General features: G+C 62.1%; 23 protein-coding genes, 1 tRNA gene and 2 rRNA genes (1 of these 26 running past the window's edge). 8 read left to right on the top strand and 18 right to left on the bottom strand.

The window, feature by feature from the left end; genetic code table 11:
* The 3 genes from C1A13_RS03760 to C1A13_RS03750 form a co-directional block, all read right to left on the bottom strand.
* A 23S ribosomal RNA gene (locus C1A13_RS03760) occupies positions 1-854 on the bottom strand (it extends 1,978 nt beyond the left edge of the window).
* Between the two features lie 217 nt (positions 855-1,071).
* Positions 1,072-1,148 (bottom strand) — tRNA-Ile (locus C1A13_RS03755).
* A gap of 88 nt (positions 1,149-1,236) precedes the next feature.
* Positions 1,237-2,761, bottom strand: a 16S ribosomal RNA gene (locus C1A13_RS03750).
* The 16S and 23S rRNA genes sit together here with 1 tRNA gene alongside, the layout of an rRNA operon.
* Positions 2,762-3,142: 381 nt before the next feature.
* Between C1A13_RS03750 and metA the strand changes: the two genes are divergently transcribed.
* Positions 3,143-4,081: a homoserine O-acetyltransferase MetA gene (metA, locus tag C1A13_RS03745; protein WP_101549251.1), complete on the top strand. Its 939-nt coding sequence runs from the start codon at positions 3,143-3,145 to the stop codon at positions 4,079-4,081.
* A gap of 52 nt (positions 4,082-4,133) precedes the next feature.
* Entirely contained in the window at positions 4,134-4,760 is a 627-nt protein-coding gene (gene spoIIR / locus C1A13_RS03740) for a stage II sporulation protein R (RefSeq protein WP_101549249.1), read from the top strand.
* A 55-nt stretch (positions 4,761-4,815) separates the two neighbouring features.
* Here spoIIR and C1A13_RS03735 read toward each other — a convergent pair whose 3' ends face one another.
* Positions 4,816-6,012 (bottom strand): acetate/propionate family kinase, encoded by a 1,197-nt coding sequence (locus C1A13_RS03735; protein WP_101549247.1) that lies wholly within the window; start codon positions 6,010-6,012, stop codon positions 4,816-4,818.
* 157 nt (positions 6,013-6,169) lie between these two features.
* On the opposite strand from C1A13_RS03735, the gene C1A13_RS03730 reads away from it, so the two are divergent.
* The gene (locus tag C1A13_RS03730) at positions 6,170-7,378 is read left to right on the top strand and encodes a tRNA(Met) cytidine acetate ligase (protein WP_158595678.1); all 1,209 of its coding nucleotides are present in this window, start codon (positions 6,170-6,172) and stop codon (positions 7,376-7,378) included.
* 457 nt (positions 7,379-7,835) lie between these two features.
* Positions 7,836-8,477 (top strand): phosphoribosyltransferase, encoded by a 642-nt coding sequence (locus C1A13_RS03725; protein WP_101549243.1) that lies wholly within the window; start codon positions 7,836-7,838, stop codon positions 8,475-8,477.
* A gap of 55 nt (positions 8,478-8,532) precedes the next feature.
* Here the strand turns inward: C1A13_RS03725 and C1A13_RS03720 are convergent, their stop codons facing one another.
* From C1A13_RS03720 to C1A13_RS03700, 5 genes are all read right to left on the bottom strand, one after another.
* Complete coding sequence (locus C1A13_RS03720; RefSeq protein ID WP_172439155.1) at positions 8,533-8,865, bottom strand: FeoA family protein; 333 nt, start codon at positions 8,863-8,865, stop codon at positions 8,533-8,535.
* A 100-nt stretch (positions 8,866-8,965) separates the two neighbouring features.
* Complete coding sequence (locus C1A13_RS03715; protein WP_101549240.1) at positions 8,966-9,598, bottom strand: ABC-2 transporter permease; 633 nt, start codon at positions 9,596-9,598, stop codon at positions 8,966-8,968.
* Between the two features lie 11 nt (positions 9,599-9,609).
* A complete protein-coding gene (locus C1A13_RS03710; protein ID WP_242970891.1) occupies positions 9,610-10,242 on the bottom strand; it encodes an ABC-2 transporter permease in 633 nt (210 codons plus the stop codon).
* Positions 10,243-10,247: 5 nt separating this feature from the next.
* Positions 10,248-11,129 carry an ABC transporter ATP-binding protein gene (locus tag C1A13_RS03705; protein ID WP_101549235.1) on the bottom strand — a complete coding sequence of 294 codons (882 nt, stop codon included), beginning with the start codon at positions 11,127-11,129 and terminating at the stop codon, positions 10,248-10,250.
* 1 nt (position 11,130) lies between these two features.
* The gene (locus C1A13_RS03700; RefSeq protein WP_418452727.1) at positions 11,131-11,460 is read right to left on the bottom strand and encodes a GntR family transcriptional regulator; all 330 of its coding nucleotides are present in this window, start codon (positions 11,458-11,460) and stop codon (positions 11,131-11,133) included.
* A 321-nt stretch (positions 11,461-11,781) separates the two neighbouring features.
* Between C1A13_RS03700 and C1A13_RS03695 the strand changes: the two genes are divergently transcribed.
* Genes C1A13_RS03695 through C1A13_RS03680 form a run of 4 tightly spaced genes read left to right on the top strand, consistent with a single transcriptional unit; the run spans position 11,782 to position 14,311 of the window.
* Entirely contained in the window at positions 11,782-12,402 is a 621-nt protein-coding gene (locus C1A13_RS03695) for a TetR/AcrR family transcriptional regulator (protein WP_101549231.1), read from the top strand.
* A 21-nt stretch (positions 12,403-12,423) separates the two neighbouring features.
* Entirely contained in the window at positions 12,424-12,909 is a 486-nt protein-coding gene (locus C1A13_RS03690) for a hypothetical protein (RefSeq protein ID WP_101549230.1), read from the top strand.
* 12 nt (positions 12,910-12,921) lie between these two features.
* Positions 12,922-13,119: a hypothetical protein gene (locus C1A13_RS03685; protein WP_101549229.1), complete on the top strand. Its 198-nt coding sequence runs from the start codon at positions 12,922-12,924 to the stop codon at positions 13,117-13,119.
* Positions 13,112-14,311 (top strand): DUF1266 domain-containing protein, encoded by a 1,200-nt coding sequence (locus C1A13_RS03680; RefSeq protein WP_101549227.1) that lies wholly within the window; start codon positions 13,112-13,114, stop codon positions 14,309-14,311. Before C1A13_RS03685 ends, C1A13_RS03680 begins: the two co-directional genes overlap by 8 nt.
* A gap of 147 nt (positions 14,312-14,458) precedes the next feature.
* Here C1A13_RS03680 and C1A13_RS03675 read toward each other — a convergent pair whose 3' ends face one another.
* The 9 genes from C1A13_RS03675 to C1A13_RS03635 all read right to left on the bottom strand — a co-directional run bounded on the left by C1A13_RS03675 (position 14,459) and on the right by C1A13_RS03635 (position 24,823).
* Positions 14,459-15,550, bottom strand: coding sequence for a DUF4097 family beta strand repeat-containing protein (locus C1A13_RS03675; RefSeq protein ID WP_101549225.1), 1,092 nt, complete (start codon positions 15,548-15,550; stop codon positions 14,459-14,461).
* 102 nt (positions 15,551-15,652) lie between these two features.
* Entirely contained in the window at positions 15,653-16,321 is a 669-nt protein-coding gene (locus tag C1A13_RS03670) for a hypothetical protein (RefSeq protein WP_101549223.1), read from the bottom strand.
* Positions 16,322-16,357: 36 nt separating this feature from the next.
* The gene (gene lysS, locus C1A13_RS03665; RefSeq protein ID WP_101549221.1) at positions 16,358-17,875 is read right to left on the bottom strand and encodes a lysine--tRNA ligase; all 1,518 of its coding nucleotides are present in this window, start codon (positions 17,873-17,875) and stop codon (positions 16,358-16,360) included.
* 111 nt (positions 17,876-17,986) lie between these two features.
* On the bottom strand, positions 17,987-18,460 hold the full coding sequence (gene greA, locus C1A13_RS03660; protein ID WP_101549219.1) for a transcription elongation factor GreA: 474 nt from the start codon (positions 18,458-18,460) through the stop codon (positions 17,987-17,989).
* 360 nt (positions 18,461-18,820) lie between these two features.
* The gene (locus tag C1A13_RS03655; RefSeq protein WP_101549217.1) at positions 18,821-20,650 is read right to left on the bottom strand and encodes a S41 family peptidase; all 1,830 of its coding nucleotides are present in this window, start codon (positions 20,648-20,650) and stop codon (positions 18,821-18,823) included.
* 177 nt (positions 20,651-20,827) lie between these two features.
* Positions 20,828-22,057, bottom strand: coding sequence for a murein hydrolase activator EnvC family protein (locus tag C1A13_RS03650; protein WP_101549215.1), 1,230 nt, complete (start codon positions 22,055-22,057; stop codon positions 20,828-20,830).
* 37 nt (positions 22,058-22,094) lie between these two features.
* On the bottom strand, positions 22,095-23,003 hold the full coding sequence (ftsX, locus tag C1A13_RS03645) for a permease-like cell division protein FtsX (protein ID WP_101549213.1): 909 nt from the start codon (positions 23,001-23,003) through the stop codon (positions 22,095-22,097).
* A complete protein-coding gene (gene ftsE, locus C1A13_RS03640) occupies positions 23,000-23,686 on the bottom strand; it encodes a cell division ATP-binding protein FtsE (RefSeq protein WP_101549211.1) in 687 nt (228 codons plus the stop codon). Before ftsE ends, ftsX begins: the two co-directional genes overlap by 4 nt.
* Positions 23,687-23,737: 51 nt before the next feature.
* On the bottom strand, positions 23,738-24,823 hold the full coding sequence (locus C1A13_RS03635; protein ID WP_101549209.1) for a PucR family transcriptional regulator: 1,086 nt from the start codon (positions 24,821-24,823) through the stop codon (positions 23,738-23,740).
* Positions 24,824-24,851: the final 28 nt, after the last annotated feature.

Here is a 24,851-nt window from a genome sequence, read left to right as displayed (position 1 = left end):
GGGAGAACCAGCTATCTCCGGGTTCGATTGGAATTTCTCCGCTATCCACACCTCATCCGCCGCCTTTTCAACGGAGGTCGGTTCGGTCCTCCATGGGCTTTTACGCCCACTTCAACCTGGACATGGATAGGTCACCCGGTTTCGGGCCCTATGCATGCAACTTGACGCCCTATTCAGACTCGGTTTCCCTTCGGCTCCGCACCATAAGTGCTTAACCTTGCTGCATACATACGCTCGCCGGACCATTCTACAAAAGGTACCACATCACGCCTTGACGCGCTCTGTGTGCTTGTAGGCTCAGGGTTTCAGGTACTATTTCACTCCCCTCCCGGGGTGCTTTTCACCTTTCCTTCACAGTACTATTCACTATCGGTCACTGGGGAGTATTTAGGCTTGGAGGGTGGTCCCCCCGGCTTCCCACGGGGTTTCACGTGTCCCGCGGTACTCTGGATCCTGCCAGCTGTCTCTCTCTTTCGCTCACGCGACTCTCACGCTCTCCGGTCTGCCTTCCCATGCAGTTCAGCTAGAGATTGACAATGCTTTATGCAGTCCACAACCCCGGAAAGATTGCTCCTTCCGGTTTGGCCTATGCCGCGTTCGCTCGCCACTACTTGCGGTATCTCGGTTGATTTCTCTTCCTCGCCCTACTTAGATGTTTCAGTTCAGGCGGTTCCCCTGACGCACCTATTTGATTCAGTGCGCCATGACGGATCGTTACATCCGCCGGATTGCTCCATTCAGACATCCACGGATCAATGCCTATTTGCGGCTCCCCGTGGCTTTTCGCAGCTTATCACGTCTTTCTTCGGCTCCCAGTGCCAAGGCATTCGCCCTGTGCCCTTTGTAGCTTGACCATGCTTGAATCTTGGTTCTCGTTCGGCTATTGTAGTTTCTATTACCCTATTCCTAGAATAATTTCTTTACTTAGCTTGCAGATATTTGTTTCCATTGTTCAATTTTCAAGGTGCGTTACAAAGCGATAAAAGCTTTGTTGGCGGGCTCAAGTCCCGAGTCACACTCCGCTTACGGCTTATGTGTTTCTCTCAACTTTCGCCCAACTGCTTTCGCAGTTGGTGGGCTCAAGTGGACTCGAACCACCGACCTCGCGCTTATCAGGCGCGCGCTCTAACCGCCTGAGCTATGAGCCCAAATTGAAGGCAGCGCCTTCAAAAATGAACAACGAGCAGATTCCCTTGCTGACCAGAACTCTTGGCCCAAAAGCCAATCGCTCCTTAGAAAGGAGGTGATCCAGCCGCACCTTCCGATACGGCTACCTTGTTACGACTTCACCCCAGTCATCAATCCCACCTTCGACAGCGCCCTCCTTGCGGTTAGGCTACTGGCTTCGGGTGTTACCGACTCCCATGGTGTGACGGGCGGTGTGTACAAGGCCCGGGAACGTATTCACCGCGGCATGCTGATCCGCGATTACTAGCAATTCCGACTTCACGCAGGCGGGTTGCAGCCTGCGATCCGAACTGAGACACTTTTTTGGGATCCGCTTCACCTCGCGGTGTCGCTTCCCTCTGTTTGAGTGCCATTGTAGTACGTGTGTAGCCCAGGTCATAAGGGGCATGATGATTTGACGTCATCCCCACCTTCCTCCGTTTTGTCAACGGCAGTCTCATTAGAGTGCTCTTGCGTAGCAACTAATAATAAGGGTTGCGCTCGTTGCGGGACTTAACCCAACATCTCACGACACGAGCTGACGACAACCATGCACCACCTGTCTGGATGCCCCGAAGGGCTTCCCATATCTCTATGGTATGCATCCGATGTCAAGACCTGGTAAGGTTCTTCGCGTTGCTTCGAATTAAACCACATACTCCACTGCTTGTGCGGGCCCCCGTCAATTCCTTTGAGTTTCAACCTTGCGGCCGTACTCCCCAGGTGGATTACTTATTGTGTTAACTGCGGCACGGAAGGGGTCAGTCCCCCCACACCTAGTAATCATCGTTTACGGCGTGGACTACCAGGGTATCTAATCCTGTTTGCTCCCCACGCTTTCGAGCCTCAGCGTCAGTTAAGGCCCAGCAGGCCGCCTTCGCCACTGGTGTTCCTCCTAATATCTACGCATTTCACCGCTACACTAGGAATTCCGCCTGCCTCTACCTCACTCAAGAACGCCAGTTTAGAACGCTGCCACCAGTTGAGCCGATGGATTTAACATTCTACTTGGCATCCCGCCTACGCTCCCTTTACACCCAGTAATTCCGGACAACGCTCGCTCCCTACGTATTACCGCGGCTGCTGGCACGTAGTTAGCCGGAGCTTCCTCTTAGGGTACCGTCATTTTCTTCCCCTAAGACAGAGGTTTACAATCCGAAGACCGTCTTCCCTCACGCGGCGTCGCTGCATCAGGCTTTCGCCCATTGTGCAATATCCCCCACTGCTGCCTCCCGTAGGAGTCTGGGCCGTGTCTCAGTCCCAATGTGGCCGTTCAACCTCTCAGTCCGGCTACCGATCGTCGCTTTGGTGGGCCATTACCCCGCCAACTGGCTAATCGGACGCGAGCCCATCTTTCAGCGGATTGCTCCTTTGATTGCCAGGCCATGTGACCCGGTAATATCATGCGGTATTAGCAGTCGTTTCCAACTGTTATCCCCCTCTGAAAGGCAGGTTGCTCACGTGTTACTCACCCGTCCGCCACTAAGTGTAACCACTTCCATCCGAAAACTTCCGTGAAAACACTCCGTTCGACTTGCATGTGTTAGGCGCGCCGCCAGCGTTCGTCCTGAGCCAGGATCAAACTCTTTGATTATGGTATCTAAAGCCTTTCGGCTTCAAATCTTCTCAAAGGTCCTCCCGGCAAAGTTTCCTTTGCTGGTTTCGCTTTTGTATCCGGAGATACTCAAATTCTTTTCAAGGGTGATTCCCCCAAAACCTTCGTTTCGGGTTCCTCGTTTCTCTTCTCTCGTTGTTCATTTTTCAAGGTGCTGGCCGCTGTCGCATACCGGGCATTTCTGTCGTTATGCACGAGACAGCTTTTGTATAATACCATAATCAAAAAATTTTGTCAACGGGTTTCCCAAAGTTTTTTTATGAAAATTGGGAGCGGCCTGCGCCGGGGCCCGTCTTCCCTTGATTTTGCGGGCGCAATGCGCTATCATGAAGGTTATCAAACGTCGAAGGTGGTATCCCCATGCCGATTAAAATCCCGGACAGCCTGCCGGCTTCCCGGATCCTCGAAAACGAGAACGTCTTTGTGATGACCGAGTACCGCGCGCTGCATCAGGACATCCGCCCGCTGAAGATCGTCATCCTGAACCTCATGCCCAAAAAGATTGAGACCGAGACCCAGCTGCTGCGGCTGCTCGGGAACTCCCCCATCCAGGTGGACATCGAACTGATGCAGACCAAGTCCCACACCTCGAAGAACACGCCGTCCGAGCACCTCTTCAAGTTCTACAAGACCTTCGACGACCTGCGCGGGCAGCGGTTCGACGGCATGATCATCACCGGCGCGCCGGTCGAGCAGATGGCGTTCGAGGAGGTCGAGTACTGGGACGAGCTGTGCGAGATCATGGAGTGGAGCAAGCAGAACGTCTACTCCACCCTGCACATCTGCTGGGGCGCGCAGGCGGGGCTCTACTACCACTACGGCGTCAACAAATACCCCCTCGACGAAAAGCTCTTCGGCATCTTCCAGCACCGCCTGCTTGTTGAGAACCACTCGATCACCCGCGGATTCGACGAGCTCTTCTACGTCCCCCACTCCCGCCACACGACGGTCAGCCGCCGGGAGATCGACCGATGCCCCGAGCTGGAGATCCTCGCCTCCTCCAAGGAGGCGGGCGTCTATATGGTCGGCCGGCGGGACGGACGGCAGTTTTTCATCACCGGGCACTCCGAGTACGACCGCGACACCCTCTCGCAGGAATACTTCCGCGACCTGGAGAAGGGACTGCCCATCCACATCCCGGAAAACTACTTCCCCCACAACGACCCCAAGCAGAAGCCGCCCTACACCTGGCGGGGGCACGCGAACCTGCTCTACTGCAACTGGCTCAACTATTACGTCTACCAGACGACCCCCTACGATCTCGAGGAGCTCGACGAAAATACCCCTCCGACTGTATAATGCCGCGAAAGGCGGTCAAAAATCCCTCCAACGAAAGCTGGGGGGATTTTTCATGAAATACAAAAAGCGGCGTTTCCAACTGATTACCCGCCTCGATCTCGCGGTGCTGCTGGGGATCGTGCTGGCGGTTTTCCTTTCCAACGTGGCCGCCTTCGGGCAGGAGTGCGACGCCGTGCGCGCCGACGTGGTCCGTCTACATATCCTCGCGAATTCGGACAGCCCCGCCGACCAGCAGGTAAAGCTGCGGGTGCGCGACCGCATCCTCGCCGACGTGGGCGGCGTGTTCGCCGGGCCGCAGACCCAGGCGGACGCGAAGGAGGCCGCGCGGCAGAACCTGCCCGCCATCGAATCCGCCGCCCGCGCCGCGCTCGACGAGGCGGGGGTGGACGCGCCGGTGCGCGCCGAGCTCTGCCGCATGTACTTCACCACGCGGCAGTACGACGACCTCATGCTGCCCGCCGGCGATTACGACGCGGTGCGCGTCACGATCGGAGAGGGCGCGGGGCACAACTGGTGGTGCGTCATGTACCCGCCCATCTGCGTTTCCGCCGCCATGGCAGAGGACATGCCCGCCTTCGAGGAGATCGAGACGCTCAACAGCGAGCCGCTCTTCAAACCCAAGCTCGCCGTCGTCGAGGTCTTCGAGAAGCTCTTTGGAAAAGATACGGACCCGGAGTAACGGAAAGCCGGGGCGCGGTCACCGCGCCCCGGCTTTTTGATTCTGGATTCGGGGACTACGCCCGCGAGACGATCTCCTCCGTGTCGCGCGCGATGAGCAGCTCCTCGTTGGTCGGGATGATCCACGTCTCGACGAGGCTGTGGGGCGCGGAGATGTTGCGCTCCTGTCCCTGCGCCTCGCGGTTGGCGACCACGTCGATGCTCAGCCCGAGGAACTCCATGTCGGCGCAAACGCGCTTGCGGACGTGGTGGTCGTTCTCGCCGATGCCGCCCGTGAAGACGACCGCGTCGAGCCCGCCGAGCGCCGCCGCGTAGCTGCCGACGAACTTTTTGATCTGGTAGGAGAGCATATCCACCGTGAGCTGGGCGCGCGGGTCGCCCTTGTCCGCCGCGCGGGTGACGTCGCGGTTGTCGCTCGAGATGCCCGAAAGGCCGAGCAGGCCGGATTTCTTGTTGAGCATGTCGCTCATCTCCTTCATCGACAGCCCCTCCTTCTCGGCGAGGTAGGTCACGATCGAGGCGTCGATGCTGCCCGCGCGGGTGCCCATAATGAAGCCGTCGAGCGGGGTGAAGCCCATGCTGGTGTCGATGCAGATGCCGTTTTTGATGGCGCAGAGCGAGCTGCCGTTGCCGAGGTGGCAGGTGATGATCCGGCTGCCCGAACGGCTGATGTCAGAAATATCAAAGAGGCGGTTGCTCACATAGCGGTGGCTCGTGCCGTGGAAGCCGTAACGGCGCACATGGTATTTCTCGTAATACTCGTAGGGCAGGCCGTACATATACGCCTTCTCGGGCATCGTCTGGTGGAAGGCGGTGTCGAACACCGCCACCTGCGGGGTGTCCCCGAACACGTCGCGGCAGGCGCGGATCGACTGGACCGCCGCCGGGTTGTGCAGCGGGGCCAGGTCGCAGATGTCCTCGATCCCCTTGAGGACGTCGTCGGTGATGAGCACCGATTTGGTGAACAGCTCGCCGCCGTGCACGATCCGCTGGCCGATCGCGGCGATCTCCCGCACGCTGTCGATCGCGCGGCCCTCCCCCTCGGTCAGCAGCTTCACCAGCTCCTTCAGGGCCTGGGTGTGGGTCGGGAAGGGCACCTCGTAGGAGGTCTTCCGCTCCCCCGCCTTGTGGGTGATCACCCCGTCGATCCCAATCCGCTCGCAGTTGCCCTTCGCGAGCACCTGCTCCTCCTCCATATCGATCAGCTGATACTTCAGCGACGAGCTTCCCGCGTTGATAACCAGTATCTTCATGTTTGCTCTCCCTTTCTTTGTTGTTGCCCGATGGTCCCTTTGCTTGACATCGACACATACATTTATATATTATTACACTATGGCTAAAAATACAAGGCGCTTGCCGGGAATGCCGCAAATATTTCCGCCAGCCGCCGGGCAAAAAGAGGGGAATCGGATGGGCAATCAGGTCGTCGCGGGGATCGTCGCGGAATACAACCCCTTCCACAACGGTCACGCGCATTTGATCGAGGCCGCGCGCGCGGCGGGCGCGACCCACATCGTCGCCGTGATGAGCGGCAGCTTCGTGCAGCGGGGCGGGCCCGCCTGCGCGCCCAAAACGGTGCGCGCCAACGCCGCCGTCGCCTGCGGGGCGGACCTCGTGCTCGAGCTTCCGCTCCCCTACGCGATGGCCACCGCTGAACGGTTCGCGGCCGGCGCGGTCGGGATTCTTGGCGGGCTGGGGTGCGTCGACGTGCTCGCCTTCGGCAGCGAGTGCGGCGACATCGACCTGCTCGCGAAGGCGGCGGGCGCGGTGCTCGCCCCCTACTGCGGCGAATACACGAAAAACCTGCTCGATACGGGCGTCACCTACGCCCGCGCCCGCCAGAAGGCGGTCGAGGAGCTCTACGGCCCCGAGGTGGCGGAGGTGCTCTCCTCCCCCAACAACACCCTCGCGGTGGAATATCTCAAGCAGATCTCCCTCCAGGAGCTGCGCATCGCGCCCTTCACCATCCCGCGCGCGGGCGCGGCCCACGACGCGCGGGAACCCGGGGAGCAGTTCGCCTCCGCCTCCCACCTGCGCAACCTGCTCGACCTCGAATCGGCCGAGGCGCTCGCGCCCTACGTCCCCGCGGCCGCGATGAGCGTCTACCGCTCCGCCGCGGCCGCCGGGCTGATGCCCTTCGACCCGCACAGCCTCAACACGGCGGTGCTCTCCACCCTGCGGCGGATGGAGAAGAGCGCCTTCTCCGCCCTGCCCGACGTGTCGGGAGAGGGGCTCGACAACCGCCTATACGACGGGGTGCGCGCCGCCGTCTCCCTCGACGAGCTGCTCTCCCTCGTCAAAACCAAGCGCTATCCCCTCTCCCGCATCCGCCGGCTCGTGTGGAACGCCTACCTCGGCGTGGACGCCGACCTCATGACGCTGCCGCCCCCCTACGCGCGGGTCCTCTCCTTCAACAAGCGCGGCATGGAGATCCTCTCCGCCGCCAACAGAACCACCCGTATCCCCGTATCCCATTCGCTGCTCAAGCTCGCGGAGAAAAACGAGGCCTGCGCGCGGTTCGCTTCCCTCGAGGCCCGCGCCACCGACCTCTATTCCCTCGGCCTGCCCGCCGTCCAGCCCTGCGGCTCCGACTATACCCAGAAGATTACGGTAAGATAATTTGGGGAAACTTTTGAAAAAGTTTCCCCCAAACCCCTTCAAAACTTTTGGTGCAGGCCGGCCGCCATCCGCCGCCACCGGCTCTGCCCGTGCCGCAAAGCGTTTTGAAAGAGCTTCCCCAAAACCCTTTCAAAACTTTTGGTTCAGGCGAAGCGCGGCGGCCCGCCGCATTCGCCGCCCCTGCCGGCTGGTTCCGTCCCCGTCCCTCCCGCACGGGCCGCGGGAGGCGGGGCGGGCGGAGGCCGGCCTGATCAAAAAGTCTTTGGGCGCTTTCTTCAGAAAGCGCGAAAAAGAATCCCCCGGCCGGACGCCGGGGGATCGTTTTTCCCGCATCCCGGTGAAACCGGAAAAAAGTCCGCCGTTCCGAGGGAACGGCGGCTTTTTTCTTGTCCCCCGCGGGAAAAAATGGTATAATGACATTAGACACAATGTATGTGCGAAGAATGGAGGAACAGCTATGGTTATGAATTCGGTTAAAATCGTATCGTCCAGCAACCGCAACCTGGAGATCACCGCGATTCCCGGCCACTTTGTCACGAGCCATTCCCACATCAACTACTACATCGACATCACGATGATGAAGCACGATTTCGTGATGGCGCGCGAGGCGGCCGTCACGCTCGCGCAGCATTACGCCTATGAGAAGCCCGTCGACACGATCATCTGCATGGACGGCAGCGAGGTCATCGGCGCGTTCCTGGCGCAGGAGCTCGCCAAAAATAACCTCGCATCGGTCAACAGCGAAAAGGACATTTTCGTCGTCACCCCCGAGTTCAACACCAACGGGCAGATGATCTTCCGCGACAACCTCATCCCGATGCTTACCGGCAGGCACGTGCTCCTGCTGCTCGCCTCGGTCACCACCGGCAAGACGATCCACCGCGCGCTCGAATGCATCGCCTACTACGGCGGCATCGCCGAGGGGATCACCGCCGTGTTCAGCGTGCAGGACGAGATCGAGGGCTACCCGATCACCCATCTCTTCTCCGCCGCCGACCTGCCCGGCTACCAGTCGAACTCCTTCCGCGACTGCCCGATGTGCAAGCAGGGTCGCAAGATCGACGCGCTGGCCAACAGCTTCGGCTTCTCTCAGCTCTGAGCGCATAAACGGTAAAAGCCCCCGCCGCTTTCGCGGCGGGGGCTTTTTGACGCGGTCAGTCCTCGGACGGCGCGTCTCCGTTGACGTATTTTTCCCACATCGCGGAGGTGTTGCCGTAGCCGCAGCACCCTCCGAGAAACACCGGGTCCCCCTTCTTGCGCACGAGCGGGGCGTCCACCACGAGGTTTTCCGCCTCCGCCGGGGTGAGGGAGAATTCCCTGTCCCGGAGGCGCACCAGCGCGCCCCCCTCCGGCGTGAGGGAGAGCAGCGTCACGTCGACGCCCGCGACCACGCCGCGCTCCTCCAGCGGGCGGGCGATCCTGCCGCCGCCTTTCACCCAGCTTACCGTGTAGACCTTACCCGGGGTCCCCTGCCTGAGCCTGATCATCCGAAGGCCTCCTTCCGTCCCCGTCGAGCGGGGCTTCCACATTTATGCTACTACAGCCCCTCCCGTTTGTCAACGCGGTTTCGCCGGAAGGGCCCGCCCGCTACTGCAGATATTCGTGTTCCCGGTAGAGGCACACGGTGATGAGGGCGGAAGCGAGCAGGGCCGCCGCCCCGACCAGCCAGAGCAGGGAAACCTCGCCGGACGGCAGCGGCGGAAGCCCCCCGCGCCCCGCCTCCGAGGCGTACCGGAAGAGGAGGAAAAAGACCGCCATGTAGATCGCGACCAGCCCGTAGCGCGCCCGGATCGAGCCGAGCAGCAGGATGAGCGGCAGCGATACCGCGATGATGACCGCGGCGCCGCAGAACTGGAGGGCGAGCAGCGAGCCGATCGGCAGCGGATTGACGGAGGGCGGCAGCAGTCCGGCGGCCGCGCGGTTCACGAGCAGCACGACCCCGTCCGCCAGCAGCAGGAACGCGGTGCAGAAGAAGTACTTTCCCCACACGATCTGGGCGCGGCTGACGGGGAGCGTCCCCGTGAAGAGCCCGGCCGCGCCGTTGTCGTCGAAGCCCACGACCGTGGCGGACAGGACGTAGCAGGCCATGATATAGCCGATCGGAGCCACATGGGTGGAGACGGAAAAGCCGGCCAGGATGAGCAGGTAAACAAGGGAATACCTGGGCAGGCCGGCGAGCCGGAACCAGTCCGTCCGGCAGAGCAGCAGCACGTTTCGCATGGCGGGCCTCCTCAGTCGGTGAACTGGCGGCGGGCGTAGAGCCGCCGCGCGATGGGATAGGATACCGCGAGCAGCGCCGCGCCGAACAGGATCAGCAGCGGGGCGAGCCAGCCGGGCAGCGCCGAAGGCATCTGCGCGCGCGTTCCGCCCACGTTCATGCCGAGCACGGTCGCCGCCGCGACGCCGAACGCGTAGGCGGCCAGGATCCAGTAGCGGGCCCTCGTCACGCCGAACCCGAGGATGAGCGGCTGGACGAACGCCGTGAAGGCGCAGCCGATCAGGATGAGCACCGGCAGCATCCCCGTCACCGAGCCGCCCCGGCCGAGCTTCAGCGCCGCGCCGATCCCCCCGGCGGCCAGCGCCGCCAGGCAGGCTCCGGCGACCACCGCGAGATCATAGAGGTATTTCGCCGCCACGAGCTTTTCCCGCCGCACGGGCAGCGAGCCGGTCAGGTAGTCCCCCTTGCTCTGCTCGTCGTAAGCGGCGGGGGTGTACACGAAGAAGTAGACGACGATCACATAGAGGAAGACCGCCGCGCTGACGCTCAGCGTCGCGGACAAAAAGAACACGATGATGAGCAGCGGGAACATCGCCCCTGCGACGCTGCGCAGCTTCAGCAGGTCCATGCGGATGACGGAAAGCATCTCCTTCACCGCGCCTCCCCCCTTTCCCTGCGGGTATAGCCGAGGAAGAGGTCCTCGACCGTCGGCTTCTCGTAGAGCGCCTCGTCGCCGAGCAGCGCGTGCACCGCGCCGGGGTCCCCCGCGAGCCCGCGGAAGCCGAACTCGGTCGCCTCCACCCCGCAGAGCAGCCTCTCGACCTCGCCGGTCAGCAGCTCGCGGCGTCCCTTGACAATCCGGTGGCTGTCGGTAAGGACGTCCTTCTCCCCCTCAAGCAGCAGCTTCCCGCCGTGCAGGAAGAGGATGTAATCGGCGATCTTGTCGAGGTCGGAGGTGATGTGGGTGGAGAAAAAGACGCTGACCCCCTCCTGCTCGATCTCGTCCGCGAGGATGTCGAGCAGCTCCTGCCGCACCAACGGGTCGAGATTCGCGGTGGGTTCGTCCATCAGCAGCAGCTTCGGGTGGTGGGAGAGCGCCAGCGCAAGCGCGAACTGCTTCTGCTTGCCCTTCGAGAGGTCCTTGAACTTCTTGCCCGGGTCGAGGGAAAAGCGGTCGAGATAACGGCGGAAGACCACGTCGTCCCAGTTGGGATAGAAGGGCTTCACCATCTCGCGCAGGGTCCTGAGCTTCGCCTGCCCGAGAAAGCCCGTCTGCTCCCCGATGTAGCCCAGATCCCGCTTGATCTGCTCGGAAAAGGCGTGCGCCTCCCGGCCGAACACCCTGACCTCCCCCTCGTCGGGGAAGAGCAGGTCCATCACGAGCTTGATCGTCGTGGTCTTGCCCGCGCCGTTCTCGCCGATGAAGCCGGTCACGTACCCCTCCCGCACCGTGAGGCGGGGCAGGTCCAGCACAAAACCGCTCTTATCGAACCGCTTTTTCAGTCCGGTGATCTCAATGACGTTCTGATCCATCCTATGGTTCCTCCCTGTACAGCGTGGCCGTGATCTCCCAAAGCTCGTCGAGCGTCAGGCCGATCGACTTTGCCGCGTCGATGATCTCCGAGAGCTTCCCCTCGATCTGGCTCATGGCGACCTCCCGCAGGCGGTCGCGGCCGGCAAGCGACACATAGGTCCCCTTGCCCGGCGTCGTCTCGAGGAAGCCCTCCGCCTCGAGATCGTCATAGGCCCGCTTGGTTGTGATGACGCTCACCCGCAGCTGTTTGGCCAGGTAGCGGATGGAAGGCATCGCGTCCCCCTGCCCGAGCGCCCCCGACAGGATTCCGTTCTTGATCTGTTCCTCGATCTGCTCATAGAGCGGGCGCGGCGAGGAATTCGACAGGATAATGTCCAGACGACCGCCTCCGATCTTTCTGCGCCTTACTGTGTCTTTCTGTATCTATATTATGTATACAGTTAGTCACGCTGTCAAGAGGAAATTCCTGCGAAATGCAAAAAAACATCCCACGGCCGACTCCCCGGGCCTTACAGCCACATGCCCAATAAAAGACGCCGCCCCTCGGTATTTCTTCCAATTCGTATTTTCCGGCCTTGCGGAGCAGGCATCGGACCGGTATAATAAAAACTGAAATAAAATTTTGTTCTTATTTTCGAGCGGAGGGACGTCATGCCCAAGATAGCTTATTCCGAGGCGGAGCGGGAGCGGGTCAGGAAGGAACTGATCACCACGGGGCTTGAACTGATGGCAAAGCAGGGCATTCAGCACACCACGATCGAACAGATCTACCTGCGGGTGGGAATTTCCCGCACCTTTTTCTATTCCTTCTTCCCGGCCAAGGAGGATCTGGTCGTGCAGGCGTTTTATTACCAGCAGCCGCAAATGCTGGCGCGCGCGCGGGAGCTGATGGACGACCCCGGGCTCGGCTGGCGGGAGGGGGTCGAAAGGTTCCTCCGCCGTGTCTGTTATGGGGGGCGGGACCGCTTCGCGATCATGAGCATCGAGGAGCAGCAGGCGCTCGCCAAATGTCTGTCGGAGGATAAGCGCCGGGAATTCCTGAAAAGACGGCTTGCGTTCTTTACGGAAATGCTGCGCGCCTTCGGCATCCGCGCCGGGACGCAGACGGTAAAGCTGCTCGGCAACCTGCTGTTTTCCGCCGCCATCCTGCGCAAAGCAATCCCGGATACGCTGCCCTTCCTCTTCCCGGACGCCGCCGATGATGCGACCGATTTTCAGCTCAACGCCATTTTGGACTATATGGAAACACTGCGCGGGCAGGATCATCCATAAATATCAAGGAGGAACATTCGTATGGGACTTTTCAGCAAGCTGTTTCAGGGGCCGGAGATCGACCAGGCCAAAAGCGACGCCAACCGAAAGAAGATGCGGGCCCTGTTTAACCAGGTGGTGGAAAACGGGGACGCTTATCAGCTGATCTTCGGCTTCACCGAGGACGTGAGCCGTTTCAACTACGGCCTCGTCCGCGGCAGCAAGAGCAAGATCGGCAACCTGATCGTGGGCTGGGACGAGGCCGCCGAAACAATCGTGGCGGTGCCCACCGTTCCGGACCTCTCCGGCTGCGGCGACCCTGTGTATTACCGCCGCTCTGAGATCCACAAGGCGTACCGGAACAAGTATCCCACCGACGCCTTTATCATCTACCCCGACCGGAAGGGCTACATCGGCATCAACGCCTACGACTGGCTGGAGGACGAATCGCTGTACGTCTATGTCTCCCAGGAGGAGGAGTTGAAGGCGTTCACTGAGTTCTTCATGACCAAGTTTAAGACGAAATAAGGGGGCGGAAATATGTCCTGGGGACAGATTGGCGCGGTACTGATCGCTCTGGTGGTTGTGTTTATTGTGGGACACCTGTGGTTCCACATCGTCGAGGGGGTGTTGGGCGGCCTGAAGCGGCTGTTCTCCCGCAAAAAAGAGCCCCCCGCATGGCACCCCCTCCCGCCAGACGCGGACAATGCCGACAAGGAGGAAACGAAGCATGTTTGATATCGACGAGCTCATGAAGCGGGCCCAGGCCGCCAGCGACGCGGCCTCACAGCAACTCCAGGAATCCATGGAGAAGAGCCGAAAGATTGCGGAGCAGGCGCAGAAGGACGCCGAAAAAGCGGCGGAAGATGCGGCGAAACGGCAGAACGACGAGGGGCAAGCCGCCGAGCTGGACGCGGCCAACCAGCAGCGCCAGGTGGAAATCCTTGGCCAGATGTTCAGCCCGGAGGCCATGGCGCAGATGGCGGTCAACCAGGAGCTGATCCAGCAGGCGGTGGACGAAAAGGTGGCCGCGGCGGCCGCCCTCGGCGCGGAGGGCATGATGGGCCAGCTTTTTGGGGAGGACATGGGCGTCATCGCCGCCGCCCTGGAGACCCTGGCCATGGAGGAAGAGGACGGCGAGGATGAGGAGCGGGAGCTCGACCAGGCGATGGAGCGGGAGCTCTATCAGGTGCTGGAGGAAAAGCTGGCCCAACTGGACGCCCTGCCCGAGCCCGAGCCGGCCCCCTACGCCAAGGACGACCCCCGCTGGGGCCGGTTCGGCATCCTGCTCTCCGGCATTATCTCTACGCTGAACGACCACGAGCTGGACGGCATGGATGTGGAGGAGCATATCCCCGTTATGGAGCAGCAGATTGTCTCCCTGGTCCGCCGCTCCTGGGGCATCAACGGGCGGGGCGAGCTGCTGGACACCATCCGCTACCTGACCCGGGAGGGCTACACCCTGCGCTACGCCCTCTACTGTGAGGCGGATTCGCCGGAGGAGCTTCTGGAGGAGGACATGGACGAGGAGGACCGGGCGTCGGTCTGCCGGGGCTGGCGGTTCGCCCGGTACTTTAAGGGCCGCTTCCTCCCCGACTTCCTGCTGGGCTGGGACGTGGGCCGGGCGGCCATGCTGGCCCGCTGGGGCTGCTATCTGGGCTGGATCACCGAGGGGGAGGCCGTGGGCGTCCTGTGGGAGCTGTCCCAAAAGGCGGCCCGGGGGCTGCACAGCTGGCGGGAATTCGCGGAATCGTACCTGTTCGGCGGCCTGATGTGGAAGCTGCTCTGCGGCGACAGCGCGGCAGAGAGCTATCTGGGCTTTTTGGCGGACGCCGCCGTGGACCTGCTCACCGGGGATCCGGACGAAAACGAGGGACAGTGGCGGGAGTGCCCCTGGCCCGCCGCGCGGAAAATCGGATTCCAGCCTTAGACGCGCGCCTCCGCCGGGGAATCAGAGAAGGACGCCAATGAAGCATTGGCGTCCTTCTTCCGTTTTTTCATCTTCAATTCACCGGCAAATCCGTCAATCATGCGGCGGCGAGCGCCGGCTTTCGCGGGGGGGCCCGGAATCTCTCCGTCAGGGGGTCTCGAGCTTCCCGAAGGTGACGCGGACCTCGCCGTTTTCCGTGCGCAGCGTGAATTTCGGCTCGCCGCTTCCGAGGGTGACGCCGCCGTCCCAGCCGCGCGGAAGCCTTATCTCGTCGAAGTTGCCGCCCGAAAAGACGAAGTCGAGGTCCTGCGGCTCCTTGCGGAAGTTGACGCGGACGTCCCCGTTCAGGTCCTTCAGATAGGCGTCCTTGGTGAGCTCCTTCACGTCGAGCAGCAGGTCGCCGTTCTGGGTCGTAATCGTCGCGCGGCCGAGCGTTTCGGCCCGGACGGCGATATCCCCGTTTTCACTGCGGAAATAGAGCTCGCCGCCGACCTTCCCGGCGATGACGGCGATGTCGCCGTTGTCCGTCTGGACGTCCTGCTTCCCGGTGATCTCGTCCGCCTCGATCACGATGTCGCCGTTCGTGCAGGTCATCGTGCAGCGCGCGGAGAGCTTTTCGGCGGTGACGTAGAGCATCCCGCCGTCGGCGCTGCCGCCGACCGATCCCACCGCTTCGCCGTAGGCGTGCACGAGCGCGTCGCGCGCCGAGAGCGTCAGCGAAAAATACCGCTGCGCGGGCACCCGCAGCAGGACGGTGTTGACCCGCGCGTCCTCACGGGTGCAGAGATAGCGCAGGCCGGTGGAGCCCCGCGCCGTGAGGGTGAGGGTCCCGCCCGAAAGGGTCAGCTTGGCGCTGATCGGCCCCGAAGCGCCGACGGTATCCAGTTCAAAGCTGCCTGTGTCCGACGGCTCGATCACAACGCCGCAGAGCGCGGCGTTGACCGCCAGCCGGCTCACCCCGTCGGCGGGGAAGGTCTGGAGGTGGACGGTCTCGCCGGAGGCGTATTTCGACGCGGCGGCCGCGAAGGGGTTGCCCTCCAGCCTCCAGTCGGCGGGACCGAAGAGCATCTGCTCCCCGTCGAGCGCCACGGCGTAGGAACTCGCGTCCGCCGAGGGCGCGGGAGGCAGGACGTTCTCATGCACATCAGCCGCGCCGGCGGCCAGCGCCGCCGCGGAAAGGCTCATGCTCAGGGCGGCGGCCGCCGCCAGCAGGAAGGCCGGCATTCTGCGCGTTTTCATATCAAACACCTCGCTGTCTTAATGGTTCCACTTTACGCCGCGCGGGGGAGTTTGTCAAGCGCGGCGGATACAAAAGCGGACCTGCGCGCAGGTCCGCTTTTATCAGGCTTCTTCATCGCGTCCGACCAGCCCCTGCGCCGCGTAGCTCGACGGGGGCGTGCTGTTCGCCACGTTGTCGAGCAGGCGCCGCCGCACGTCATAGTCGTCCAGGGTCTGCGCGTTCCTGTTGACCGCGCTGGATTCGGCGCTGCGCAGCACGAAGTAGAGGGTCGGCAGCTCCTCCAGTCCCTCCGCGTTGGCAAACGGCTTGCCCGAGATCGCGTAGCGGTACCGCCCGACGACCGCCGGGTCGTCGGGATAGCGCGCCGAAAGGTCCTCGAAGAGGGTGTCGTTGCCGAGCAGGTCATAGACGTAGCTGTCGAGCAGCACCAGGTCGGCGTCCCCCTCGGAGAGGGCGCCGCTCAGCTCGCCGAGCATCTTCGCCGTGTCGCCGCCGCCCGTGGCCGGGAACTCGTAGGTCACCAGCGTCACCGGCGCGCCCCCCTCCTCAATATCGGGGGCGTAGCCGGTCAGCTGCATGGTCAGCGCGTCCTTCTGCTCGACCGAGAGGTAGCCGCGCACCGCGGCCACGACGGTCAGCTTCCCGTCGTCGGTCCCCTCGCTGAAAAAATAGGCGAGCGCGAGCAGCACGACGACGATCAGCGCGACGACAAAAATGCCCAGCCTGCGCTTGTGCACCACACGGGATTCCTTTTTATCCGGTTCTCCCAAGGACGCCCACCTCCTTTTGTCTGTTCAGCGGTCCGGTCAGTCCCTGATCGGCTTCATGGTCGGGAAGAGCAGCACGTCGCGGATCGACGCGCTGTTGGTCAGCAGCATCACCAAGCGGTCGACGCCGATGCCGAGCCCGCCCGTCGGGGGCATGCCGTATTCGAGCGCCGTGAGGAAATCCTCGTCGACGTCGGTGGCCTCCTCGTCGCCCGCGGCCTTGAGCGCCGCCTGGTGCTCGAACCGGCCGCGCTGGTCGATCGGGTCGTTGAGCTCACTGAACGCGTTGGCGTGCTCCCGCCCGAGGATGAAGAGCTCGAACCGCTCGGTGTATTCGGGGTCCTCCGGCTTGCGCTTGGAAAGCGGGGAGATGTCCACCGGATGGTCGGTGATGAAGACCGGCTGGATCAGGTGCTCCTCACAGTATTCCTCGAAGAAGAGGCTCAGGATATCCCCCTTGCCGTGGCGCTCCTCGTATTCGATGTGGTGCTCCTTCGCGAGCGCGCGCGCCTGCTCGAGCGTCTCCACCTCCGCGAAGTCGACGCCGCCGTACTTTTTGACCGCGTCGCGCATCGTGAGGCGCTCGAACGGCTTATCGAGGTCGATCTCCACGTCGCCGTACCGGATGACGCCGGTGCCGAGCACCGCGTGCGCGCAGTGGCGGATGAGCCCCTCGGTGATGTCCATCATGCCGTGGTAGTCGGTGTACGCCTCATAGAGCTCGAGCAGGGTGAACTCGGGGTTGTGGCGGGTGTCGATGCCCTCGTTGCGGAAGACCCGCCCGATCTCGTACACCTTGTCGAACCCGCCGACGATCAGCCTCTTCAGGTGCAGCTCGAGCGCGATGCGCATGTACATGTCGATGTCGAGGGCGTTGTGGTGGGTGATGAACGGCCGCGCGGCCGCGCCGCCCGCGATCGTGTGCAGCACGGGGGTCTCGACCTCGAGGAAGCCCAGCCCGTCCAGGTAGCCGCGGATAGCGGTGATGATCTTCGAGCGCTTGACGAAGGTCTCCTTGACCTCGGGGCTCACGATGAGGTCGACATACCGCTGGCGGTAGCGCAGCTCGGTGTCCTTGAGGCCGTGCCACTTCTCGGGCAGCGGCAGCAGGGATTTGGAGAGGAGCACGATCTCGTGCGCCTTGACCGAGATCTCCCCCTTCTGGGTGCGGAAGACCTCGCCGCGGATGCCGACGATGTCGCCGATGTCCCATTTCTTGAAATCTGCGTACCGCTCGTCGCCCACCTCGTCGCGGCGCACATAGCTCTGCACCCGGCCCGAGGCGTCGCGCAGGTCGAGGAAGGAGGCCTTGCCCATGATGCGGCGGCTCATCATGCGCCCCGCGATGGACACCTCCTGTCCCTCCAGCTCGTCGAACCGGTCGACGATCTGCCGCGCGTAGGCGGTGCGGCTGTAGGTGGTAATCTCAAAGGGGTTCTTTCCCTCGGCTTTCAAGGATTCCAGCTTGTCGCGCCGGATCTGCAGGACCTCGGACAGCTTCTGCTGTTCCTCCTGCTCGGTCAGCTCCCCCTCCGGGAGGTTGCGGGATTCTTCCATCGTATGCACATCCTTTATCTGTTGCGGGCCCCGCGGCCCGTCTGCCATGCGGTTATTATAACAAAAAAGCGGGCTCTTGCAAAGCCCGCTTTTACAAAATATTGACTCTGCTTACCGGCTGATCTCGAGAATTTTCAGTTTCAGGACGGCGGCGGGCGCCTGGATTTCCACCACATCGCCCACCTTGTGGCCGATGAGCCCCTTGCCCACCGGCGACTCGTCGGAGATCGCGTCGAGGTCGGAATGCGACTCGACCGAGCTGGCGATGACGTACTCCATCTCCTCGTCAAAATCAACGTCGAGGATTTTAACCTTGCAGCCGACCGAAACGGCGTCGGTGGAGATCTCGTCCCGGCTGATGATCTTGACGTTCTTGAGCTGGTCCTCCAGCTTTTTGATGCGCGCCTCGACGACCGCCTGCTCGTTCTTGGCCTCGTCGTATTCGCTGTTCTCCGACAGGTCGCCGAACCCGCGCGCCACGCGGATTTTTTCGGAGATCTCCCCCCTGGTCACGCTCTTGAGTTCATTCAGTTCCTTTTTGAGCGCCTCGTAGCCCTCTTGTGTCATTAACATTTCCGTTGCCATATCCCATTCTCCTTTACAGAGCATTTGGTTCCATCACGAAATCCCGCAGATACGAAAAAAGCGCATACCCCCGGCGGCGCGGACATCGGGTCTTCCCGCTTCTCGCGCGCGTTTTGCAGCCAGACGTATAGCAATGGTTAGTATTATAGTCAAAACGTTCAAATATGTCAAGCGTTCCAAAGTTTTTTAAGGAATTGTTTACAGGTAATCTTTCCCTGCTCCCCTCTTACGACCTGTCCCTTCATCTTATGTCCCGGCCGCGCGGGATATGCACGGGGCCGCCGGTTTCACGCGCGCGGCGCTTTTCCGCGCACACGCAAAAGAGGCGGCCGCCTTTCGGCGGCCGCCCGGACGCTTCGCTTATCTTCTGCCGCTGGAAAACGCCCCGAGGCGTGCGGGCGGCGCGGAGGACGCCTCGCTCGACGACTCGGTCTCCTCCTCCCCGGAGGTCGCGGTCTCCTCGGAGGAGGAGCCCTCCGGGCCGCTCTCCGTCCCGGAGGATTCCGCGGGCGGCTGGCTCTCCGCCTGCGATTCGGCGGGGGCCACGCTCTCCGCGGGCTGGGATTCGGCGGGCTGACTCGCCGGAGGCTCGCTCACGACGGGTTCGCTCGCGGCGGGCGCCTCGGACTGCACCGGAGGCGCGGGCGGCGCGGGCACCTCGAAGGTGAGCCCCGCCAGCAGGTCGATCGCGGCGCTGAATTCCGTCAGGTCGAGCGGTTCGCGCGCCGGTTCCGGTTCGGCTTCGGGCTCCGGTTCGCTCGACGAAGCCTCTTCCTCCTCAGAGGAGGCCTCGCCTGACACGTCCCGCGGTTCCTCCATATCGGAGGATTCCGCGGCGGACGACTCCTCGCCGGAGGACGCCGTCTCGGACGATTCGGCGGCGGACGGCTCCTCCTCCGAGGAGCTCGCGTACGCCGCGTCGGGCAGAGACGTGGCGGACGCCGTGCCGCCGCTCTCCTCCGGCTCCAGGTCGATGATCGTCATGTTCATGCGGATGGTCGCAATGATCGAATCCACCGCCTTCTGGAGCTGCGGGTCGGTCAGCAGGTTCCCCGGCATCGAGTCGTCGTTCATCTTGACCTCGAAGTCGGGCCGCACGCCCTCCCCGTCAAAGCTCGGACTGGTCGGCGGGTTGTAGACCGCCGTCGTGATTTCGATCGCGCTGCCGTCGGTCAGCGGGAAGATGCGCTGCATCGTCCCCTTGCCGGCGGTCTTCTGGCCGATGAGCTTGCCCTTGTTGTAATCGCGGATGACCGCCGCGAAGAGTTCCGACTCCCCCGAGGTCTTCTCATTGATGAGCACCGCCATCGGAAGGGTGACCTCCCGCGCGTCGGAAATTTTGGTGTTTTCCACCCGTCCCGTCTTGTCGACGGTCGAGGCGAGTACCCCGGAGGGGAGGAGCTTGTCGAGCGCCTCGGCCACCGAATCGAGGGCGGAGGTGCCGGAGGAGGTGATGCTGACCCCGCGCACGTCGAACACAAGGCCCTGTGCGCCCTCGTCGATCAGCCTGTCCACCTGCTTGGTGAACTGGTCGGGGGTATTGTCGGCGAAGTCCTTGATGACGACCAGGCCGATCTGGTTTTCAAGCATGGAGGAATAGACCGACGGGACCTCGACGAAGCGGCGGGTCATGTCGGGCAGCGTGCTGTCCTCGACGCCGCGGCGCACGACGATATTCATCTTGGTGCCGGCCGCGCCGTAGAGCATCGAAACCGCCTCGCTGTAGTTTTCGGCGGTGATGTCGGTCTCGTCGATGCGCACGATCAAGTCGCCCTCCTGCAGGCCGGCGGCCTGCGCGGGCGAATCGGGATAGACCTCGTCGACGACGATGTAGCCGCTCTCATCCATCCGGGGCACGATGCCGATCTGCACCCGCTGGTCGTTGTAGCTCTGTTTGAGGCGGGCATAGGCGGCCGCGTCGTAATAGCGCGCGTACGCGTCCCCCGTGCCGTTGAGGTAGCCGGTGACGAGCTGGTTGACCAGCTCGCCCTCCCCGATCGCGCCGGTGTAGTTCTGCCGCACGTAGTCGTCCACCTCGGCGAGCTTGGAATACATCGCCTCGCGCTCGCTGAGGTTATAGGCGGTCTCGTCAAAGCTGCGCCGCGCAAAAAGCCACGTCATCGTGATCGTCGCCGTGATGACGATCACCGTGAACGCGATCGCCGCGCCCAAAGAAATCTTTTTGCTCATCAGTCGTCTCCTTTCGGCCTGCGTTCTGTCGCCCGGACGGGTCAGGCCGGCCACTCTGTCCGCGGGGGCCGCCCCGCGGCCTCCGCCAAATCCGGCCGCCGCCCGGCGCGGCCGCGCCGGACAATGCGAAGGGCGGAGAGTCTCCGCCCTTCACCGGAAGGTTCTTTGTTTTTCACGTCACGGGGACCAGCCCTGCGGGTTGACCGCCTTGTTGTTGACGCGGATCTCAAAGTGGATGTGCGGGCCGGTCGACCAGCCGGTCGAGCCGACCTCGCCGATCTTCTGCCCCTGCGCCACAACGTCCCCGACCGAGACGGAAAGTGCGCTCATATGCCCGTAGAGGGTCTGGATGCCGCCGCCGTGGTCGATGATGACGTACTTGCCGTAGCCGTAGCCGGGCGTGAAGGAGGTGTTCGCGACCTTGACGGTGCCCGAGTTGGCCGCGAGCACGGGCGAGCCGTAGGCGCCGCCGCCCGAGATGTCGATGCCCGTGTGGAAATCGCTGCCGCCGAAGCGGGAGCCGTAGGGGCAGGTCACCTGGAAAAGGGAGGCGGAGGGCCACGCCATGCCGCCGCCGATATATTTCGTGTTGAGGGAGGTCTTATTGATCTCCGCGATGATCGCCGAAATTTCCGCCTGGACCTGCTGCATCTGCTTGGTGAGCTCGGCCTTGTTGGCCAGGAACTCCTGCTCCTGGGCGGCGATGTCCTGAATCCGTGAAACGGCGGTCGCCTGCTGGGCCTTGAGCTCCTCCTGCTTGGAGACCGTCTCGCGCTTGTCCTCCTCGACGGAGGTCTTGTCGTCCTCGATCTCCTTCTTGATCGCCTCGAGCTCCGCCTTCTGCTCCTTGAGCTCGTTGATCAGGTCGGTGTCATGCTGCGCCACGGCGGTCACGACGTCGGTTCGCAGCAGCATGTCGGAAAAGTCGTCCACCCCGAGCACGAGGCCGAGGGTGCTTGTCCCCTGCAAGGAGCACATCGCGCGCAGCCGCTGCTGGTAGAGGGAAAAGTTTTCGTCGATCTCCTTCTGCTTGGCGGACATCTCGCGGGTCTTCTCCGAGATCCGCTGCTCGAGCACCGCGATCCGCTCGTCGAGCGTGTCGATCTGCTCGATCGTCGTGTTGATCTGCCCGTCGATCTCCTGCTTGATGACGACCTGCTTCTGTTTCTCGGAAGCGGCCGCGTTGATCTTCTGCTGCACAGCGTTGTTCTGCTCCTGCAGCTTCTTGTATTTGCTGTTGAGGCGGTCGAGCATGTCCTGGAGGTCGTCCTCGTCCTCGTCGTAATCGTCCTCGTATTCCTCGTCGTCGTCCGCGTGCACCAGGATCGACACGGTCGGCGCCACGACCATGACAGCCATAAGCAGCGCCATCATCCATGCAAAGACGCGTTTGCCCTTTTCGCCCACATCCAGGCCCCCCTTCCGCCTTCCGCCGCAGCGGAGGTCATACTTTCAGGTATCTGTTTACAAAGAACATGCTGCCGAACACGCCGATCCCGATACCTCCGCCCGCGAACCAGGCGAGCAGCTCGAGCGCGACCTCCTCAAAGGGGATCGTGTTCTGATAGGCCGACTGGATAAAGGCGGAGGGATTGAGGGACACCGCGTCGAGCACATAGTTGTAGCCGATCCACAGCAGCCCGAAGGCGAGCAGCGCGGAGAGCAGCCCGAGCAGGAACCCTTCCACGAAGAAGGGCAGCCGGATGAAGGCGTCGGTCGCGCCGACGTATTTCATGATATTGATCTCCTTGCGGCGGTTGAAGACGGTGACCTTGATCGTGTTGGCGATGATGACCAGCGACACGACAATGAGGATGGCGACGATAAACATGCCGCTGACCGACACCGCGCGCTTGATGCTGGAAAACGCCTCCGCGACCGCGTCGGGGGCGCGCACCGCGGAAACCCCCGAGATCGATTCGAGCCGCATGACCGTGCCGGTGAGGACGGAGAGGTCCTTCACCCGCACGCTGTAATAGTTGAAGAGGGGGTTCTGGTCGCCCTCCAAGCCGGTGAGCAGGTCCTCCAGCTCGGGGGACTTGGCCTTCTGCTCCTCCAGCAGCTCGTCCTTCGAGACGAACCGCTGGTTATAGATGTTGTCCACAAGCCCGAGCTCCAGCCCGACGTCCGCGATCTGTTCCTCGTCGAGGCCGTCCTCCAGCTGGACCACGACCTCGTTCTGGGTCTCCGCGAAGCCGACGATCTTGTTGACATTCATCGAAAAAAGCATCGAGGCGCCGATCAGGAGCATGCACGCCACCAGCGTGCCGATCGACGCGAACGACATCAGCCGGTTCGCGTAGATGCTCTTGGCGCCCTCCTTGATGAGGTACCCGAAACTGCTGCCCTTCATTCGTCGTAGTACCCCCTGTTCCGGTCGTCCGAGATGATGGTTCCCTCGTCGATCGTAATCACCCGGTGATCGAACTCGCTCACCAGGTTGTGTTCATGGGTGACCATGACGATGGTGGTGCCGCATTTGTTGATCTCGCTGAGCAGGTCGACGATCTCAAACGAGAGATCGGGGTCGATGTTGCCGGTGGGCTCGTCCGCGATGATGAGCGGGGGGTTGTTGACGAGCGCGCGCGCGAGCGCGACGCGCTGCTGTTCGCCGCCCGACAGGTGCTCGGGCAGGCTCTTGGCCTTGCCGGAAAGCCCGACCAGGCCGAGTATGTACGGAACGCGGCTGCGGATGTCCTTGGCGGACACGTTGGTGACCCGCAGCGCGAACGCGACGTTGTCATAGACGTTCATGGTCGGGATGAGCCGGAAATCCTGGAACACCACCCCGAGCGTGCGGCGGTAGTAGGGGACCTTGCGCCGCTTGAGGCGCACGAGGTTCTGGCCGTTGACGTAGATCTCTCCCGACGTCGGCTTCTCCTCCCGCATCAGCAGCTTGATAAAGGTGCTCTTCCCAGCTCCCGACGGGCCGACGACGAATACGAATTCCCCTCTGTCAATACTCACATTGAAATTGCTGAGCGCGCGCGTCCCCGTCGCCTTGTAGACTTTGGAGACATTGACGAATTCGATCACTGGTACACCGCCTTTGAAAAGGCCTGTCTTTCGGCAGGCCAGGTTTCACAATTAATATTTCACCGGATTCGCCGTCAGGTATTTCTTGACCATCAGCGCCACCTTGAAGATGATCGCGTGGTCGAATTCCCGCAGGTCGAGCCCCGTGAGCTTTTTGATCTTCTCGAGCCGGTAGACGAGGGTGTTGCGGTGGACGAAGAGCTTGCGGCTCGTCTCCGACACGTTGAGGTTGTTCTCAAAGAATTTCTGGATGGTAAAGAGGGTCTCGTGGTCGAGGCTTTCGATCGAGCCCTTTTTGAAGACCTCCCGCAGGAACATGTCGCACAGGGTGGTCGGCAGCTGGTAGATCAGCCGCGCGATGCCGAGGTTGTCGTAGCTGACGATCGCCTTTTCGGTGTCGAACACCTTGCCGACCTCAAGCGCCACCTGCGCCTCCTTGAAGCTGCGGGCCAGATCCTTCACGCCGACGATCGAGGTGCCGATGCCCACGACCACCTTGGTGTAGAACTCGCTGCCCAGCGTGTCCACGATCGAGCGCGCGAGCTTTTCGAGGTCTTTCGACTCGATGCCGGGCTTTGTCTCCTTGACGAGCACGATGTCGCTTTCGGAGATGTTGAAGACAAAGTCCTTCTGCTTATCGGGGAAGAGGTTCTGAATGACGTCGAAGGCGGAGATGTCGTTGGAAGCGACGATGCGGATGAGCAGGACGACGCGGGTGGAGTCGGTGTTGAAGTGCAGCTCCCGCGCCTTGACGTAGATGTCCCCCGGCAGGATGTTGTCGAGGATGACGTTTTTGATGAAGTTGTTCCGGTCGTATTTCTCGTCGTAATACTGCTTGATTGACGAGAGGGAGATCGCCAGGAGGTTGCAGTATTTTGCGGCGGGATCGTCCACACCTTCGACAAAAACCGCAAATTCGGGTTTCATCTTGTTGCCAAACGGCTTATACGTATAGCCGTCGCGCACGAACACCTCGTTCGTGTCGCCGACGTCGAGCGTAAAGAAATCGCTCGTTTCGCCAATTTTGGTGAGATCGCTGCACGAGATGATCGTCGCGCTGTCATCCACGACGCCGATCACCCTGTCGATACAGTCTCTCATCTGGTGGACGATTCCCTGGAAAAGCCTGTTTGACATTCAAATCCCCTCTTTACTCGTAATCGGT

This window comes from Anaerotruncus massiliensis (ex Togo et al. 2026) (genome assembly GCF_900199635.1).
Taxonomy (GTDB): Bacteria; Bacillota; Clostridia; order Oscillospirales; family Ruminococcaceae; genus Anaerotruncus; species Anaerotruncus massiliensis.
This window is presented reverse-complemented; position numbering and strand designations above follow the sequence as displayed.

Excerpts from the sequence above, each read along its gene's own strand:
- C1A13_RS03655 (WP_101549217.1), bottom strand. The coding sequence starts at position 20,650 with ATGAGCAAAAAGATTTCTTTGGGCGCGGCGATCGCGTTCACGGTGATC.
- C1A13_RS03690 (WP_101549230.1), top strand. The coding sequence starts at position 12,424 with ATGGGACTTTTCAGCAAGCTGTTTCAGGGGCCGGAGATCGACCAGGCC.
- C1A13_RS03675 (WP_101549225.1), bottom strand. The coding sequence starts at position 15,550 with ATGAAAACGCGCAGAATGCCGGCCTTCCTGCTGGCGGCGGCCGCCGCC.
- C1A13_RS03720 (WP_172439155.1), bottom strand. The coding sequence starts at position 8,865 with ATGATCAGGCTCAGGCAGGGGACCCCGGGTAAGGTCTACACGGTAAGC.
- C1A13_RS03705 (WP_101549235.1), bottom strand. The coding sequence starts at position 11,129 with ATGGATCAGAACGTCATTGAGATCACCGGACTGAAAAAGCGGTTCGAT.
- C1A13_RS03635 (WP_101549209.1), bottom strand. The coding sequence starts at position 24,823 with ATGTCAAACAGGCTTTTCCAGGGAATCGTCCACCAGATGAGAGACTGT.
- metA (WP_101549251.1), top strand. The coding sequence starts at position 3,143 with ATGCCGATTAAAATCCCGGACAGCCTGCCGGCTTCCCGGATCCTCGAA.
- C1A13_RS03715 (WP_101549240.1), bottom strand. The coding sequence starts at position 9,598 with ATGCGAAACGTGCTGCTGCTCTGCCGGACGGACTGGTTCCGGCTCGCC.
- C1A13_RS03710 (WP_242970891.1), bottom strand. The coding sequence starts at position 10,242 with ATGCTTTCCGTCATCCGCATGGACCTGCTGAAGCTGCGCAGCGTCGCA.
- spoIIR (WP_101549249.1), top strand. The coding sequence starts at position 4,134 with ATGAAATACAAAAAGCGGCGTTTCCAACTGATTACCCGCCTCGATCTC.
- C1A13_RS03695 (WP_101549231.1), top strand. The coding sequence starts at position 11,782 with ATGCCCAAGATAGCTTATTCCGAGGCGGAGCGGGAGCGGGTCAGGAAG.
- greA (WP_101549219.1), bottom strand. The coding sequence starts at position 18,460 with ATGGCAACGGAAATGTTAATGACACAAGAGGGCTACGAGGCGCTCAAA.
- C1A13_RS03730 (WP_158595678.1), top strand. The coding sequence starts at position 6,170 with ATGGGCAATCAGGTCGTCGCGGGGATCGTCGCGGAATACAACCCCTTC.
- C1A13_RS03685 (WP_101549229.1), top strand. The coding sequence starts at position 12,922 with ATGTCCTGGGGACAGATTGGCGCGGTACTGATCGCTCTGGTGGTTGTG.
- C1A13_RS03735 (WP_101549247.1), bottom strand. The coding sequence starts at position 6,012 with ATGAAGATACTGGTTATCAACGCGGGAAGCTCGTCGCTGAAGTATCAG.
- C1A13_RS03680 (WP_101549227.1), top strand. The coding sequence starts at position 13,112 with ATGTTTGATATCGACGAGCTCATGAAGCGGGCCCAGGCCGCCAGCGAC.
- ftsX (WP_101549213.1), bottom strand. The coding sequence starts at position 23,003 with ATGAAGGGCAGCAGTTTCGGGTACCTCATCAAGGAGGGCGCCAAGAGC.
- lysS (WP_101549221.1), bottom strand. The coding sequence starts at position 17,875 with ATGGAAGAATCCCGCAACCTCCCGGAGGGGGAGCTGACCGAGCAGGAG.
- C1A13_RS03725 (WP_101549243.1), top strand. The coding sequence starts at position 7,836 with ATGGTTATGAATTCGGTTAAAATCGTATCGTCCAGCAACCGCAACCTG.